This is a genomic window from uncultured Tenacibaculum sp., assembly GCF_947502995.1.
Taxonomy (GTDB): domain Bacteria; phylum Bacteroidota; class Bacteroidia; order Flavobacteriales; family Flavobacteriaceae; genus Polaribacter.
Map to the genome: position 1 here is coordinate 1 of NZ_CANNBW010000020.1, position 15,333 is coordinate 15,333.

Annotated in this window: 21 protein-coding genes; 19 read left to right on the forward strand and 2 right to left on the reverse strand. The window is 27.6% G+C overall.

Annotated features, from left to right (window positions below; genetic code table 11):
* The first annotated feature begins 136 nt into the window (after nt 1-136).
* From Q1A46_RS16020 to Q1A46_RS16035, 4 genes are all read left to right on the forward strand, one after another.
* Nucleotides 137-991 carry a DUF2911 domain-containing protein gene (locus tag Q1A46_RS16020; RefSeq protein ID WP_299681029.1) on the forward strand — a complete coding sequence of 285 codons (855 nt, stop codon included), beginning with the start codon at nt 137-139 and terminating at the stop codon, nt 989-991.
* Between the two features lie 64 nt (nt 992-1,055).
* Nucleotides 1,056-2,300 (forward strand): 3-deoxy-D-manno-octulosonic acid transferase, encoded by a 1,245-nt coding sequence (locus Q1A46_RS16025; protein WP_299681032.1) that lies wholly within the window; start codon nt 1,056-1,058, stop codon nt 2,298-2,300.
* The gene (locus tag Q1A46_RS16030) at nt 2,297-2,857 is read left to right on the forward strand and encodes a YeeE/YedE family protein (RefSeq protein ID WP_299681035.1); all 561 of its coding nucleotides are present in this window, start codon (nt 2,297-2,299) and stop codon (nt 2,855-2,857) included. Before Q1A46_RS16025 ends, Q1A46_RS16030 begins: the two co-directional genes overlap by 4 nt.
* Nucleotide 2,858: 1 nt before the next feature.
* Complete coding sequence (locus tag Q1A46_RS16035; protein WP_299681037.1) at nt 2,859-3,272, forward strand: DUF6691 family protein; 414 nt, start codon at nt 2,859-2,861, stop codon at nt 3,270-3,272.
* A gap of 3 nt (nt 3,273-3,275) precedes the next feature.
* Here Q1A46_RS16035 and Q1A46_RS16040 read toward each other — a convergent pair whose 3' ends face one another.
* A complete protein-coding gene (locus Q1A46_RS16040; RefSeq protein WP_299681040.1) occupies nt 3,276-3,872 on the reverse strand; it encodes a DUF4230 domain-containing protein in 597 nt (198 codons plus the stop codon).
* Between the two features lie 515 nt (nt 3,873-4,387).
* On the opposite strand from Q1A46_RS16040, the gene Q1A46_RS16045 reads away from it, so the two are divergent.
* From Q1A46_RS16045 to Q1A46_RS16065, 5 genes are all read left to right on the forward strand, one after another.
* Nucleotides 4,388-4,771 (forward strand): hypothetical protein, encoded by a 384-nt coding sequence (locus Q1A46_RS16045; protein WP_299681043.1) that lies wholly within the window; start codon nt 4,388-4,390, stop codon nt 4,769-4,771.
* Nucleotides 4,772-4,913: 142 nt separating this feature from the next.
* A complete protein-coding gene (locus Q1A46_RS16050; RefSeq protein WP_299681046.1) occupies nt 4,914-5,561 on the forward strand; it encodes a response regulator transcription factor in 648 nt (215 codons plus the stop codon).
* A gap of 49 nt (nt 5,562-5,610) precedes the next feature.
* The gene (locus Q1A46_RS16055) at nt 5,611-5,796 is read left to right on the forward strand and encodes a hypothetical protein (RefSeq protein WP_299681049.1); all 186 of its coding nucleotides are present in this window, start codon (nt 5,611-5,613) and stop codon (nt 5,794-5,796) included.
* Entirely contained in the window at nt 5,762-6,454 is a 693-nt protein-coding gene (locus Q1A46_RS16060) for a hypothetical protein (RefSeq protein WP_299681052.1), read from the forward strand. The genes Q1A46_RS16055 and Q1A46_RS16060 overlap by 35 nt, the downstream gene beginning before the upstream one ends.
* A 372-nt stretch (nt 6,455-6,826) precedes the next feature.
* On the forward strand, nt 6,827-8,146 hold the full coding sequence (locus tag Q1A46_RS16065) for a pentapeptide repeat-containing protein (RefSeq protein WP_299681055.1): 1,320 nt from the start codon (nt 6,827-6,829) through the stop codon (nt 8,144-8,146).
* 21 nt (nt 8,147-8,167) lie between these two features.
* Here the strand turns inward: Q1A46_RS16065 and Q1A46_RS16070 are convergent, their stop codons facing one another.
* Nucleotides 8,168-8,629, reverse strand: a complete 462-nt coding sequence (locus Q1A46_RS16070) for a helix-turn-helix transcriptional regulator (protein WP_299681058.1) — start codon at nt 8,627-8,629, stop codon at nt 8,168-8,170.
* Nucleotides 8,630-9,122: 493 nt separating this feature from the next.
* Between Q1A46_RS16070 and Q1A46_RS16075 the strand changes: the two genes are divergently transcribed.
* The 10 genes from Q1A46_RS16075 (at nt 9,123) to Q1A46_RS16120 (ending at nt 15,048) form a co-directional block, all read left to right on the forward strand.
* Nucleotides 9,123-11,975 (forward strand): hypothetical protein, encoded by a 2,853-nt coding sequence (locus tag Q1A46_RS16075; protein ID WP_299681060.1) that lies wholly within the window; start codon nt 9,123-9,125, stop codon nt 11,973-11,975.
* The gene (locus tag Q1A46_RS16080; protein WP_299681063.1) at nt 11,959-12,201 is read left to right on the forward strand and encodes a hypothetical protein; all 243 of its coding nucleotides are present in this window, start codon (nt 11,959-11,961) and stop codon (nt 12,199-12,201) included. Before Q1A46_RS16075 ends, Q1A46_RS16080 begins: the two co-directional genes overlap by 17 nt.
* Entirely contained in the window at nt 12,182-12,418 is a 237-nt protein-coding gene (locus tag Q1A46_RS16085) for a hypothetical protein (protein ID WP_299681066.1), read from the forward strand. Before Q1A46_RS16080 ends, Q1A46_RS16085 begins: the two co-directional genes overlap by 20 nt.
* An 11-nt stretch (nt 12,419-12,429) precedes the next feature.
* Nucleotides 12,430-12,570 carry a hypothetical protein gene (locus tag Q1A46_RS16090; protein WP_299681069.1) on the forward strand — a complete coding sequence of 47 codons (141 nt, stop codon included), beginning with the start codon at nt 12,430-12,432 and terminating at the stop codon, nt 12,568-12,570.
* The gene (locus Q1A46_RS16095) at nt 12,567-13,133 is read left to right on the forward strand and encodes a hypothetical protein (RefSeq protein ID WP_299681072.1); all 567 of its coding nucleotides are present in this window, start codon (nt 12,567-12,569) and stop codon (nt 13,131-13,133) included. Before Q1A46_RS16090 ends, Q1A46_RS16095 begins: the two co-directional genes overlap by 4 nt.
* Before the next feature lie 216 nt (nt 13,134-13,349).
* Nucleotides 13,350-13,985, forward strand: coding sequence for a recombinase family protein (locus Q1A46_RS16100; RefSeq protein ID WP_299681075.1), 636 nt, complete (start codon nt 13,350-13,352; stop codon nt 13,983-13,985).
* A gap of 21 nt (nt 13,986-14,006) precedes the next feature.
* Entirely contained in the window at nt 14,007-14,195 is a 189-nt protein-coding gene (locus tag Q1A46_RS16105; protein ID WP_299673296.1) for a hypothetical protein, read from the forward strand.
* Between the two features lie 19 nt (nt 14,196-14,214).
* Complete coding sequence (locus Q1A46_RS16110; RefSeq protein WP_299681077.1) at nt 14,215-14,430, forward strand: hypothetical protein; 216 nt, start codon at nt 14,215-14,217, stop codon at nt 14,428-14,430.
* 87 nt (nt 14,431-14,517) lie between these two features.
* The gene (locus Q1A46_RS16115) at nt 14,518-14,712 is read left to right on the forward strand and encodes a hypothetical protein (RefSeq protein ID WP_299681080.1); all 195 of its coding nucleotides are present in this window, start codon (nt 14,518-14,520) and stop codon (nt 14,710-14,712) included.
* A 96-nt stretch (nt 14,713-14,808) separates the two neighbouring features.
* Nucleotides 14,809-15,048, forward strand: a complete 240-nt coding sequence (locus tag Q1A46_RS16120) for a hypothetical protein (RefSeq protein WP_299681083.1) — start codon at nt 14,809-14,811, stop codon at nt 15,046-15,048.
* Nucleotides 15,049-15,333 lie beyond the last annotated feature (285 nt).

Consider the following 15,333-nt stretch of genomic DNA (forward strand, 5'->3'; position numbering starts at 1 on the left):
AAAAAACCAGAGAAGCTAGCTTCTCTGGTTTAAATAATACTTTTTAAAACTGTCAACCTATTTTAGGACGACACATAGCTATTTGTAATTAATTTTAGTTTTCTCGTCTACTTCATTATATAAACAAACTAACCTTATGAAAACTAAAATAAGCCTATTCATAACTTTATTAAGTTGTATATCACTAATCTCTCAAATCATACAACCAAGTTTAAGTCCTACAATTACAACTAAACAAAAAGTTGGTTTAGCTAACATCAATTTACAGTACGGACAACCAAGTGTGAAAGGAAGAACAATTTTTGGTTCTTTAATTCCTTATAATAGAGTTTGGAGAACTGGAGCAAATGCTTCAACAAAATTTACAACAGATAAAGAAATTAATCTTGCTGGTTTAAACCTTCCTGCTGGAACTTACGGTTTATATTCTATTCCTGGAGAAAAAGAATGGACCGTTATATTCAACAAGAAAAGTAATTTATGGGGAAGCGCTGGATACAACAAAGAAAATGATATTATTCGTTTTAAAATACCAGTAACTAGCTCTAAAGAATTAAGAGAAACATTCTCTATATATTTTGAAAACTTTACGATTAATGGAGCTAGTATGGTTATTGCTTGGGAGAATACGATTATTAAAGTTCCTGTTCTAGTAAATTCAGATCGTATTATTGAAGAACAAATCGCTTCTAAAATAACAAATGAAAAAGGAGAAATTAAAGCACAGACATATTTTGATGCCGCTCAGTATTATTATCAAAAAAACAAAGATTTAAAGCAAGCTTTAATCTGGTTTACAAAAGCAGAAGAATTAAGACCTCAGGCTTTTTGGTATACGTATTATAAATCTGAATTGGCTTTAAAATTGAATAAAAAAGATATCGCTAAAACAGGAGCGCAAAAATGTTTAAAAGCGGCAAAAAATAGTAAGAGTTCTGACTATGGTTATATTGCTAAATGTTCATTATTGTTAAAAGCAATAGATAACTAAAAAACAAAACATATTTGATACTTTTAAAGGCTAATTATAATTAGCCTTTTTATATTTTTGGAACATGAATTTTCTTTATAACATTCTCATTCATGTCGCCTACTTGATTATACAGTGTCTAAGTCTCTTTAATAAAAAACTTAAACTGTTTGTTAATGGACGTAAAGAGACTTTTATAAAATTAGCTTCAATTACTTCTAATGATCGTGTTTTCTGGATTCATGTTGCTTCTTTGGGTGAGTTTGAGCAAGCCAGACCCATCATTGAAAAACTAAAAATTAAATATCCAAATCATAAAATTGTAGTTACTTTCTTCTCTCCTTCAGGATATGAAATCAGAAAAAATTATAATCTAGCAGATGTTGTTTGCTATTTACCTTTCGATACCAAAAGAAATGTAAAACGTTTTATAAAATTAGTACATCCTGATTTAGCTATTATTGTTAAATATGAATTCTGGCCTAATTTATTGAATCAACTAAAAAAGTCTAATACTACAACTATTTTAGTTTCTGGAATATTTAGAAAAGATCAACTGTTTTTTAAATCTTACGGACAATGGATGCGTAAGTTTTTACATACTTTTTCTTTCTTTTTTGTTCAAAATGAATCCTCTAAAAAATTATTAAACGACATCAATCTAGAAAATGTAAATATTTCTGGTGATACAAGGTTCGATCGTGTTTCTGAAATTCTAAGTCAAGATAATACTATTGAAACTATAGAATTATTTAAAAATAACACCTACACGGTTGTTGCAGGAAGTACGTGGAAAGAAGATGATGAATGCATAGTAAACTACATAAATAATAATGCTAAGAAAGATGAAAAATTTATTATTGCTCCACATAATATCGATAAGAATAAAATAGAAGAATTAAGAAATCTCATTTTAGAAAAAACAATCTTATATTCTGAAAGAAACAATGTTAATCTTTCAGATTATAAAGTTCTTATTATTGATAATATAGGATTACTTACCAAAATATATTCTTATGCAAACGCAGCTTATGTTGGAGGAGGATTAGCAACTGGTTTACATAATATTTTAGAACCTGCCACTTTCGGAATTCCTGTTGTTTTTGGAGGAAATAAGCATCAAAAGTTTCAAGAAGCAATAGATTTAACTTCACTAGGAGGTGCGAAAACCATCTTAAATACTAACGATTTTTCTAATATCTTTACCAGCTTAAAAAAAGACATCAACCTAAGAGTTACTATGGGAAACATCAATAAAAATTATATTGAAAACAATACAGGTGCTACCCAAAATATACTTGATTACATAGAAAAGAATATTGTATTGTGAATTTTATATTTGAACCTTGGCCATGGTATGTTTCTGGTCCTTTAATTGCTATTATTTTATTTCTGTTTTTTTACTTCGGAAAAAGTTTTGGTGTTTCATCTAATTTAGAAACGCTATGTACAATAAGTGGAGCAGATAAATTCTCAGACTATTTTAAAAAAGATTGGAAAGAAAGAGATTGGGCTTTAGTATTTTTATTAGGGTTAATTATTGGTGGTTTTATAGCTAGCAATTATCTCTCTAATCAAGCACCAATAGATTTAAATCCAACAACAATAATTGAACTAAACAAATTAGGCTTTTCCAATGCTGGTGAAACTTTAATGCCTAATGAATTGTTCGATTTTGAGCATATTTTCACTTTGAAAGGTTTCTTACTTTTATTAATCGCAGGAATTTGTATTGGTTTTGGAACACGTTATGCAGACGGTTGCACTTCTGGCCATGCTATTACAGGATTAAGTAATTTACAACTGCCTTCATTAATTGCTGTCTTAGGTTTTTTTATTGGTGGATTAATAATGATTTGGTTAATCTTCCCTCTTTTATTTAGATAACATGAAATACGTACGTTTTTTATTTATAGGAATTTTATTTGGTATTATACTAACTAAATCAGAAGCAGTTTCTTGGTATCGAATCTATGAAATGTTCAAATTTCAATCTTTTCATATGTATGGAATTATTGGAACAGCTATTACCACTTCAATGATTTTTATGTTTCTTTTTAAAAAAGGAATTATTAAAGATTATTTAGGTAATAAAATCCAACTTAAAGATAAAAGCAAAGAATATAAAAGAACGCTAATTGGTGGTGTTATTTTTGGGTTAGGTTGGGCTTTAGCCGGTTCTTGTCCTGCTCCTATTTTTACATTAATTGGCAATGGCGTTTTTGCTATATTAATTGTTCTATTAGGAAGTTTAATTGGAACTTTTATTTATGGTTTATTAAATAAAAAATTACCGAAATAAAATTTAATCTAATAACGGAATTTCTTTAAACGTATTGGTATTGTCTACTACTTCCCAATTATAAATTTTAGATAACTGGTAAATTTTAGATAACTCTTCAAATAAGCGCGTTTTAGCCTGCTTTCTTTGAAATTCATATTTAACAGTTTCTTTAATCTGATCAATTGCTCTTTTACTTAGTTCATTGAAGTCCTCGTTTGAAAACGTATTAAACTTACTTTGTTGTAAATCGAAATATTTGATATCTGGTGAAATAGTAATTTCTTCTTCAGGAATTTTATGAATTACTATTTGTTTAGCAACACTATCTATTTGAATATCTAGCTTAGATAAATCGTAGCCAACTTCAACTTTGGCATTTACAGATAACATTGCTTTTTTCTGAAACTCTACATAATCAAAAAAATACTTTTTAGTATCCGAAAAGCTATACATTTCAGAATATGTTCCCTGAGAAACAACAAGTTTACTCAAGTTTTCTATCTGATTTACCATTACTTTAATTTCTTCAGTTTGATGTTTTTCTTCTTTTCTATCGTACCAAAACTTTGCAACTAAGAAACCTATAAAGAAAACGGCTATATACTTTAGGAAACGCATAACAATTCAATATTTATGGATAGAAAATTACTAAATATTTAGAAGAAGAGGAAATTAAATTAAAATCGGGATGAAAGGATTCGAAAACATCAATTCCAAAAACACAAACAACTGTTTATCAACAGATTGAAAACCCGAAAAAACTCAATATTGTATGTTTTTGACACAGTTTTGACACATTAAACTGCTAACATCTACATCTTGGTTTGCAATATAAAACTAAATAACTATACATAACTCTATACTAATTATATATTTTTTGTACTCATTGTACTCAAAGAATAAATATATAAATAAACAGCTATAAAACAACTGTTTATAATGAGTACAAAATTTGAGTACAAAAATAATAATGAGTACAGTGAGTACAAACTCAAGATTTTACTCCAAAATATTTCTAAAAAAAGTTGCTCTTCTAAGGGTAAACCCTGATTGATTCCTAAAAATTGTCGGTATACATTTGTGTAGTAATCAGAAGTTAAACTATTATAATCAACATGGAAATAAAAAATAAAATGAAATTTAATTCGAATAAATCAGATATTTTAAAAAGAAGAATTTTAAGAACAACAATTATTGTTTTACTTCAAGTAATTGTTTTAATTCTTCCTTTTTTCATGTCTTCTTATTTTGTTTATTCTACTATTTTAAAAACTGATAATTTCTCTCTAATCTTTTTCTTAGCAATAGCTATTTCAAACATTATTTTATCAATAATATTTATCTCAAAACTTTACAACATATTACTTAGAATGAATAGAGGGAACGAAAAAGTAATTCAAAATTTAAATAGTTTATTAATAAACCATCCTACTAAATATATCAATCCAGAAAAGCATAAAGAATATTTAGCTGATACAGTTAATAAAATCTATGATACGATATATACAAAATTGTAATAACCTTTATTTTATTAAAAAAAATTCCTTTTCTAAGGGTTTCATGTACAAATTAGTTTGTTTGTTCGATTTATATTTGTGAAGTGATTTAAATTAATTAACCTCCAGCTGTTTAAACACAGTATAAAAATTTAAAAAGAAAATGAAAGTATTTCTGGTAGACGACCACGATATTATTTTCCCTGCTTACGAAGCCTTATTAAAACAAGAAAGGCACGAAGTAGTTGGAAAATCTACAACGGGTCAGGGACTGATTGATTTTCTTGAAAATGATACCTGTGATATTGTTTTTCTCGATTTGGTCCTTACAGATATGGACGGAATAGAAGTATTACAGAAAATCTATAATGTAGAAAACAAACCTAAAGTAATTGTTGTTTCTGGTGAATACGATACAGACCATATACAAAAAGCTTTAATACAAGGAGCTTTAGGATTTATAGATAAAAACGAAGTTTATGAAGTTATATTCGATGCAATTCGAATAGTTTCTAGAGGGAAAAAGTTTATCTCTCAAAACATCATAGATGATATTTTAAGAATGAGTATAGAAACGAACCAAATTGTTTCTATAGATGGTTTATTGTCTTCCAGACAAAATGAAGCTTTAGAGTTAATGTTAGAAGGTTATAACACCAAGGAGATAAGCAACAAAATGGAGATTGAATCTGGTACACTTTGGAAATTTTTTCAACGTATCAGAGAAAAACTCGGAGTGAAATCTAATATTGAATTAGCAAAATTATCATTAAAACATAACTATCTGAATAAGAAAAAACAAAGTGAGTAGAATGTAATTTTTCTTAATTTTAGTGGTTTAAAAATTTAAATCACTTATTATGAAAAATCTATTAAAATTCGTTGCAGTTGTAGCAATCTTAAGCTTTGTTTCTTGTACAGATAACCAAGAAATAGTAACAGAAAATGGACAAGTTATTCAAACAGACGAATTCGCAGTCGGGAAAGGAGATTCCTCAAACCCAAACAATGATGGAGGAATTGAACAAGATTACGACGAAGAATAAGAAAAACTTAATCAAACATATTTTATTAGGAGTCTTATTAGTAGGGCTTTTATATGCGTATGAGTTATTTAATAACTTCAGCGATAGCTATACTATTGCTCAAAAAGAATTTATTTCTGCAAAAAAAGAAAATAAAGCTGCTTTAAATAAGTTTAAGAAAGCTTATGAAAATACACCAGAATACAAAGAGTATTTATTGGTAAATGAAAAATATAAAGAAGCTATAAAAAAACATAAATCAATTGTTGATGATGAAAAGTTTTTGAATTTTAAATCTTTTCAATTGTTTTCATATGAGTTTTTTCCAACGTTAGCTTTACTACTGTACTTCTTACTTAATTTGTATAAAAACATTAGAAATAATATAGCCAACATTGGTTCTATGTTTGTTCATTTTGTTTTTATAATGTTTGCAATGTTTAAATTGACCTGGATATTTCAACCATTTGAAGATCTAAGTAAAATAGAGTATTATTCAATTGCGTTTATTAGTGCTGGAATTATTTCAATAGGAATTTGGTTCATCCATAAAAGAGAACAATCTTGGGAAAAGAAAGTACAAAAACGATTGTTGGAAGTTTCGTATCATGCTATGTTGAATTGCGATGAAGATCGAGTTGAAGATATGGCTAAAATAATTGAGCAACCAATTAAATAAAAAATCTAAATCCCCACATAAAATTAAGAATATAAAGAACTATTAACTTTTTAATAGGCTAGAATACTATTGTGTTATGTTAAGTAAGAGTAAACCATTAATTCTTCTTGAAAAATTAAGTATTTCGTTTAATTTACAATTAAACTTTAAGAGACTTCTCTACAAGTTAAAACCAGAATGTTTAAGTAAAAAACAATGCGCTCAAATACTCTATGAGCAAGAATTAAAAACCACTTTATTAAAGGCTAAGTTTGATAGAGAAAAAAGAGAGTTGTTTAAATAGTTTTTAAGCCTTTGTTTATGTGAGGTTAAAAGTATTTTTTATATTTATGATTGTTTATGAATAAGTAAAATTTAACTCCTATAAATTAAATGAAAAATTCAATTTTCAGAACAATTGCTATATCAATATTAATTATTCTATTTATATTACTTTCATTAGTAATTTCTATTAATTACGAAAACATTGCAAATTGGTTATACCCAAAAAATGATAATAAAAACGGAGAACTCCTAAAAATTATTTTAAGTGTTTTAGGAGCTTTAGGTGTTGTTTATGGTTTACATATCTCTTTAAGAAGAGCAAAAGCAATAGAAAAAGGTATAGAAAAGCAAAGTGAAGCTTTGGATCTTCAAAGTGACCAAATTAATCTTTCAAGAATTTCACAAATAAACGAACAATTTAAAAACGCTGTTGAACATTTAGGAAGTGATAAGGAACCTATTATTTTAGGTGGTGTTTCTGAATTACACCAAATAGCTAAAGAAAACCCAGATAAATATTCTGAAATTGTTTTTAATATTTTAACTGCATATATCAGATCTAATACAAAAAGAGAAGACTTACACAATGTAGAACCTGAAAAAGAAAAAGAAGAAGAAGATATAAAGGAAGCAGAAAAGACTTCTAATACAGTTATTCAAACAATTGTTGATTTTATTTTTGATAAAAATGCAAATTATTATAGTTATAAAGCTGATTTAAGTAGATGTGATTTAGCTGGTGTAAATTTTATTGATTTAGATTTAAGATATGTCAATTTTTATAAATCTAAAATGGGTAATTTAACCTCATGTGATATAGATTCTGCTGACTTTTCAAACGCTGTATTCTTTTTAAGTTCATTGAAAAATTTAAATTTTAGTAATACAAAAATTAATTATACATTATTTTTCCGAAGTAGTTTAAATAATATCGTTTTTGAAAATTTAGTCGATACATATGAATTAAATTTTTTAGAAACAGATTTAGAAGATGTAAAATTTAATGAAATTGAAATGATAGGTTGGAACTTTATTTCATGTAATATTCAAAAGTGTAGTTTCCATAAAGGTGAGATAAATTCTTCTGATTTTTGTTATAATACTATAGACAATTCTATATTTGATAATCCTCGTGTTTTTAGAAATGATTTTAGAGCAACAAGTTTTAACAATGTAAAATTTAAAAACATGTTTGTTATCGGTTGTAATTTTAATGGTATACAAAACTTACCGTTTAATTCTCTTAAAAGGATTGTTAATATTGATAGCATTTTGAATGAATCAGCTGATGAAAAAGGAATTGAACTTGAAAATAGTAGATTTGATAACGATTGTACATTTGATTCTATTTCAGAATCAGATTTTTTTGAAATAAAAACAAAATATAATACTTTGGGGAGGTTGTTTTTTAATAAAGATTTAGTTTAACTTATATTAAATCTTTTAATTTCACAAACCATTCTCCCTTTTCAACTCATCAATCTTTTGACGAACCTCTTTAGCTTCTTCATAAGCTTCAGCGATAATTTGTTGCACTTTAAAGTTTCCAAAAAGTCCAATAACTGCATCTATTTTAGATTCGTTTTTAAAATCTTTATTGTTACTAATTATATGATCTAAAATTTCTTCTGGAGTAAAAACATTAAGTGGTAATGTTTTCTTTAAAGCATTAAGTTTATCGTTATCTAATTGTAAGTTGTTTTGACTATAAATTAAGTTTGATTCTTCCTTTTTAAAAAACTCTTCAAAACCTTCAATTTTAAAATACTTCTCTTTAGTCTTACTTCTAGGGTTTCCTTGCTTTGACAAAAAATCACTAACAGCTTGTGGTGAATCTCCAATTATATTGGCTATATCATTCTGAGTTAAGCCTTTTAGCGTAATGTATTTTCGAAGTATTTCTTTAAACATATAATTAAAATCAATTTAAAAACAAGTTTTAATAAATATAAAATATTAAAAATACTTGATATTTACTTTATTTCTTGATTAATACTTGATATATTTGTCTTGTTCTCAAGTATTACAAATAACGCATTTTTCGTGCCAATACACAAGAAAACAGGTACAAATGCATATAAAATGTGATGTTTTCAGAAAATAAAAAAGCCCCATAAAATGAGGCTTTTAAGTAAGAAAGAGTATAAAACTCTAACTTCTAGTTTCACAGCTTCAAAGTTAGTTTTAATTCTCTTTCCAACAAAATTTTACAGAATAAACAATTGTTGTTTCAATACTTGTCAGGTGTGTTGTAGCAATTGTAAATAATTTAAAGTAGTAGTAATAGTTTTGATACCTAGTAAAATGCAGTCAATCTACCTGACCAATTTAAGTTTGGCTGCTTTTTTTACTACTACCTAAAGTAAAAAAATGGTCAGGATGAAACGAACAAAACTTCAAGCTCATGAAAGATTATAAATACAATGTAAATGAGCTATACGAAAACACCAACGATGGTTTAGATATCATTCATAAATATATCCCAGGGAGCGTCGGGTTAGAAAACACAAGCAAAAAGTTTGTGTTAACGCAAATAAGAGAAGAAAGAACAGCTTCTGCTTGTTTGTTTAAAACTAAAACCAACTGGATTGTTAAGGATTTCGGGGGTGAAACCTACAATCCAGTTGAATTAGTAATGAAAATTTCTGGTTCCGATTTCTTAACCACGCTTAAAAATTTATATGAAGAGTTTCATGTAAATACTTCTTTTAATCCTGTTAAAGCCAACATTACATTTAAAGAAAATAAAGAGAATTTTCCTAAAAGTTACTTTAGAATTAACATTAAAGAAGACTACGAAAACTTAAATCGTTTTGGTCCTTTTGTTTCTCCTAAAATAGCAATGATGTATAATGTACACGAAGTAGCATCGTATACAAAAATTACTACAAAAGAAGGAAAGTTAATGACGGTTGAAGCAACAGAAGATTATCCAATTTTTTGTTATTCATCAGATCTTAAAAAAGGAGCAAAACTTTATAATCCAGCAGAGTATAAAAGAAAAGATAAAAACGGAAAAACGATCAACTATAAACATGGATATTTAGGAGAAAAAGAAGCGAGTTATATTCATGGTTTAGATCGAATTCTTGCAGATGTAGAAGAAAAAACGATTAAAGAGTTATACAACAGTTTAAAATCAACTTCTAGTAGTGCAAGAAAAGAGATTTTAGATAAGATTAAAGACTTACAAGTAAAGAACATTATTATCTGTTCTGGTGGTTCCGATGGATTAAATCTTGCTTCTATTTCACATGATTATTATCCGATTTGGTTTAATTCCGAAAGTGAACAATTAAGCTATCAACAATACCAACGCATCAACAAATTGTGCAACAATTTTTATAACCTTCCAGATGTAGATACTTCAGGAATTAAATATGCACACAAGCTTTCCAACAGATATTGGAATTTAAAAACAATTTGGTTACCAAAGGAAAAACTAAATTCTAAAGGAAAAGATTTTAGAGATTGGATGAAATGTTATCCTAAAGCAGATCAACCAACACTAAAAAGACAATTTGAAAAACTTAAAAATGTTGCACTCCAATGCAATTTTATAGATAAAAACTCAAATAATAGACCAAGAGTAAACTTGGCAAATTTTCATTATTTCTTAAATGCAAACAATTATTATTCTTACAAGCCAAACTATTCTTATTTAGAGAAAAACAACGACGATACATCATTTTTAATAAAGATTGATGAATATAAAGTATCGATTCCAGAAAGTTCTGAAGTAAGAAAATTCTGTATTGATTTTTTAATTGATAAAGGTGCAGATTTAGATAAGATAAATTTGATAAAACAATCGAAGTTTTTTAATTCTAGTGAGTTAAAAACAATAGATCGAATTCAATTAGATTTCAAAAATTATGATGCAGATACACAATACTTTTATTTTAATAATAGTGTGGTTTCTATTTCTGCAGATGAGATTAAAAACTCTACTTCCAACATTAACGGAAAATACGTTTGGAATCATAAAATTGTCGATAAAAATATACGAATAGAAGATTCATATTTTAAGTATTACAAAGATGAAGAAGGAAATAATCGAGTAAAAATACTTGATAAATCATGCGACTTTATGTGTTATTTAATGAATGCAAGTCGTGTGTTCTGGAGAAAAGAAATTGAAGAAGCTTTTAACACAGTTGAAGAACAGGAAAAATACAGAAAAGAACACCTGTTTACACTTAACGGAAATCACTTATCTAATGAAGAACAAATAATACAAGAGCAACATTTTTTAAACAAATGTTTTGCTATTGGTTATTTGTTGCATCGTTACAAAAGAGAAGATTTTGCAAAGTTCGTTTACATCATGGATGATGCAGTAAAGTCTAACAGTTCAGAAGCAAATGGTGGAACAGGAAAGAGTTTATTGATTAGAGGATTAAAAGAACTTCTGAGTATTTTTAATGTAGACGGAAGAGACAAAAATCTTGTAACAGATAAGCATTTACTGGGTGAATTAAGACCAGAACACGATGTTATAAATATAGAAGATGGATTAAAAGGATTTGCTTTCAATTATTTTTACAATAAAGTAACTTCAGATATACAAGTAAATCCTAAAAACAGAAGTGGGTATAGTATTCCTTTTGCTGAAGCACAAAAATTAGTTGGAACTTTTAATTACGGATTATCAAATAGTAATGGATCCGATTTAAGAAGGATTTTGTTTGTGTCTTTTTCTAACTATTATCATTCTCTTACAGATGAATTTAAAAAAGAAAGAAAGGTTTCCGATGATTTTGGATATTCCTTCTTTCAAAATTGGAATGAAACTCACTATAACAAGTTTTACAATTTTCTTTTTCAGTGTTGTCAATTGTATTTACAGAATAGAAAAAATGTGTTTGCTGCTCCAATGGAGAACATTAACCAGAATAATATTATTTCTCAAATTGGAGACAACTTCATTGAGTGGGCATCAGAATACTTCATTGAAGATGCGGAAGAATCTAATTTCAATAAGAACATTTCAAGAATAGAATTATACGATACCTACAAGAGTAACATTGGAGCTAAAATGGCAATGGGAAAAAATAGATTTAAGTCTTCTCTTGGAAAGTTTTGTGAATTTAAAGGCTATGTTTTCAATCCTGTTGAATATAGAAATTCTCAAGGAAGAATTGTTGTAAATGTAACTATCCCAGGAACTCAGAAAAGAAAATCACAAGAATGTTTTCATATCCGATATAATCCTGAACCAAAATTAAATGTAAACACCGATGGACTTAGTTATTGAAGCTAAAAGATGGTGTTGGGCGCATCAAATAAAAATATATCCACATCCATTAAATACTAATGGAACGAAGCTGAAAATAATCATTTCTAAAAACGGAAATGAAGGGCTTGGAGAAAATACGTACTCGAAAGAGAATGTCTTCAAGAAAATAAATGAACTATACACTACTATTTACGAAAGACAATTAACTAATCAACTAAATAGTAATGGGAAGAGGACCAGATAAAAAGATCACAAAAGAGCAACAACGAGAGTTTTGGAAGCACGGTATAAATCCGATCATAGGAAGAAAATACAAAGGAATGAACTATGAGCAAGAAACAAAAAACAACAGTTGTTGTAAAGAACCAGATATAAGCATAATGGTAACTGAAGCATTTGATATTTATGAAGAAACTAAAGTAATATGTAACAAGTGCGGAAAGGAAATAAATAATCTTTAAAAATTTACTAGATGTATGATTCAAAAATTATAATAATTCAAAACGGAAAAGATTCCTACAATTTAACATTATTAGAAAATCGAAATCTAAATAGTGGAGAAATACGTCATATTATAGAAGTGTTAGATAAAGCAATTGATAAAGGAAAATGAATTTATCACTAGAAAATAAAATCACCAGTTTGAGATTGGTTACAATTCTAATGTTGTTTTATTTATTGGGATATTTTCTTAAAGCTTTCTTCTTGTTTGATAAATCATTTATTGAATTAATAAGTAGTCCAATTGCAAGAACGATAACATCTGTTTTTAGCTCGATAGTTGCTTCTTCTGCCCTTCTTGTGGCTTATGTTCATAAAGACCAACTAGAAAAAATCATTGGAACAAAGTATAAGGTTTTCAAATACCTTCCTTTAGTCATGTTCTTGTTTGATGTAATGATGATGCTCCTAATACTTGATGTCATCAAAAGCAAAGTGTTCAGGTTATGTTTTATCAGTGTTCTTTATGCAGTTTGTGGATTGCTGCTTATAAGCATATTCAAAGCACTATACAAGCAAGAAGAAGTAAACATAAAGCAAGCTAAAGCGAAGGTTGAGCAAAAAGAAGCAGAGGAAAAGCACAAGTGCGTTTGTGGTGTTGGATTTCCCACTAAGAAACAATTATCAGGACATCAAGGAAGATGTAAGATTTATAAAGAATTTAAAAATAACTAAAGTCTGTTGACAAGAATTTAATTAACCCACCTAAAATCAATAAAAAATGCCTTTTAAATATAACTACCCTAAAGTCAAAAGTAACGATTTAATCAACCATTTAATAACTATTATAGTCTCTATGATGTCAGGGGCAATGTTAACAATATTAGTGATTTATCTAACTTATTAAAACAAATTATAAAAAACTGTACGATAAAACTTTATTAATCAACAATGAAATTTGGATACGCAAGAGTAAGTACATCGGCTCAAAATTTAGACATGCAAATGGAAGCATTAGAAGCTTTTGGAATTGATGTTAAAAACATATTTACAGATGTAGCTTCAGGAGCAAAAGAAGATAGAAAAGGTTTAGAAACCTTATTGATGAAACTAAGAGAAGGAGATACTGTTGTAGTTTGGAAATCGTGCAGATTAGCAAGAAATGTCAAGCATATGCTTTCAATGATGGAGTTTTTTGAAAGTAATGATATAGAGTTTAAGAGTATTCAAGAGCCTTTTTTAGACACCAAATCACCACATGGCAAATTCATTTTTAATGTATTTACTTCTTTAAATCAAATGGATAGAGAGATAAATAGAGAAAGGGTAATGATTGGATTAAAGTCTGCAAGGAATCGAGGAAAAGTAGGAGGTAGACCAAAAGGTATCTCAAAAAAACTAAAAGAGGTTGCACCTGGAGTAGTTGCAATGTGGAAAGATGACAAGTCTTCTATAAGAACTATTCAAAATACTTTTAAAATATCACAAGGATCTGTATACAAATGCTTGGCACATGAAGGAATCGACCTAAAGAAGTTTAAGCATAAAAACACAAATAATAAAAACGCTAGTAAAAAACTAGTTTAAACAATCTGCAACTAAAGAAACATGGCTAGAAATAATAGACTTATTCAATTAAGAAACCGAAAAGTAAAACAACGTTTTAATCAGATAAGCTTAAAGTTTCCTCATTGGAAATATGATGCAGTTTTAGAAAATCTTTCACTTGAATTTTTTCTTAGTAAAAGAACATTATCAGCAATTTTAAATAACGAAGGAGTTTATAAAACAATTTAACTGTAATAAAATTAATACGATGAGAAAAGTAAGAATTAGAGCTAAAAGAGAAATTTTTTTCAATGTTGAAACTGAAATATCCGAAGAAGAATTTAAAAAAATTAAATCTCTTCAATATGACAATGTTCATTTTAATGATCGAGATAAATTTTTAGTTCTGGAAGATAATCTAGATGGAGAAGGTATAGAAAGTAGTTTCTTGTTTGAAGATGTAAGGGTAACAGAAATACAGTAGGTTTTCAGATCCTCAAAACTGAAAAGTTCATTGACATTGTAGTAAGAATATTATTTGCTATATTTAATTTTATACAAATTAATAACTATGCCTTCTTACAACCCAAATACTAAATACGGTAGAAGAAAAAACCGGGAAGAATTTCAAAGGAATTATAATAATAAAACAGAAGAAGAGAAAAGAAAACTTGATCAACAGGTTGGTTGTGCACGTTTTGTTTTGTTCATTATTGCAATGATAGTTTGTTTTGTCATAATAGCATTAGGAGGAAAAATAAAATAAATTTAAAATAAAATACTTACTACAAGAGCTTCATAACGAAGCTCTTTTTTATTGTCAAATATTTAGAAAACGAATTAAAAACAAAGTGTAGAAATTATGATAAAAATAGTACAAAAATTAATGGCTTTCGGGATGGACTTTGAATATGAAAATCGCGGATCAAATGGAGAAAAGATAATTGCATTTGAGATAGGTTTAGAAATATCTAATCAAAATGGTAAAATTTATTACTCAATTTCTTCTCCTACAGAAATAATTGATGAAACAGAAGATGCTTATAGTTTTTTGGCAAATAAAGTAAAAGAAGAATGTATTGCAGAAACATCATCATTTTAAGTGTAGAAAAAATGGAAAATATTGAAATCTCGAAAAAATTAGCAATTCAATGTTATTCTCTATTAGGATCAATCGATTTTGAATCTATACTTCTTGAAGAAAAGAGGAAAGATTCTATAGAGCAATTAGAAAAAACAATTAAACAGTAGTTAATCGACACTACTAAAACAGTCGATAAAGTTCATTGACATAATTGTAGTAAATAATAAATTCTTGTATTTTAGCAAGAAAAATTAAAATATAAAAGTACGTCAATTTCTATGCTAAATTTGGATTACAACCATG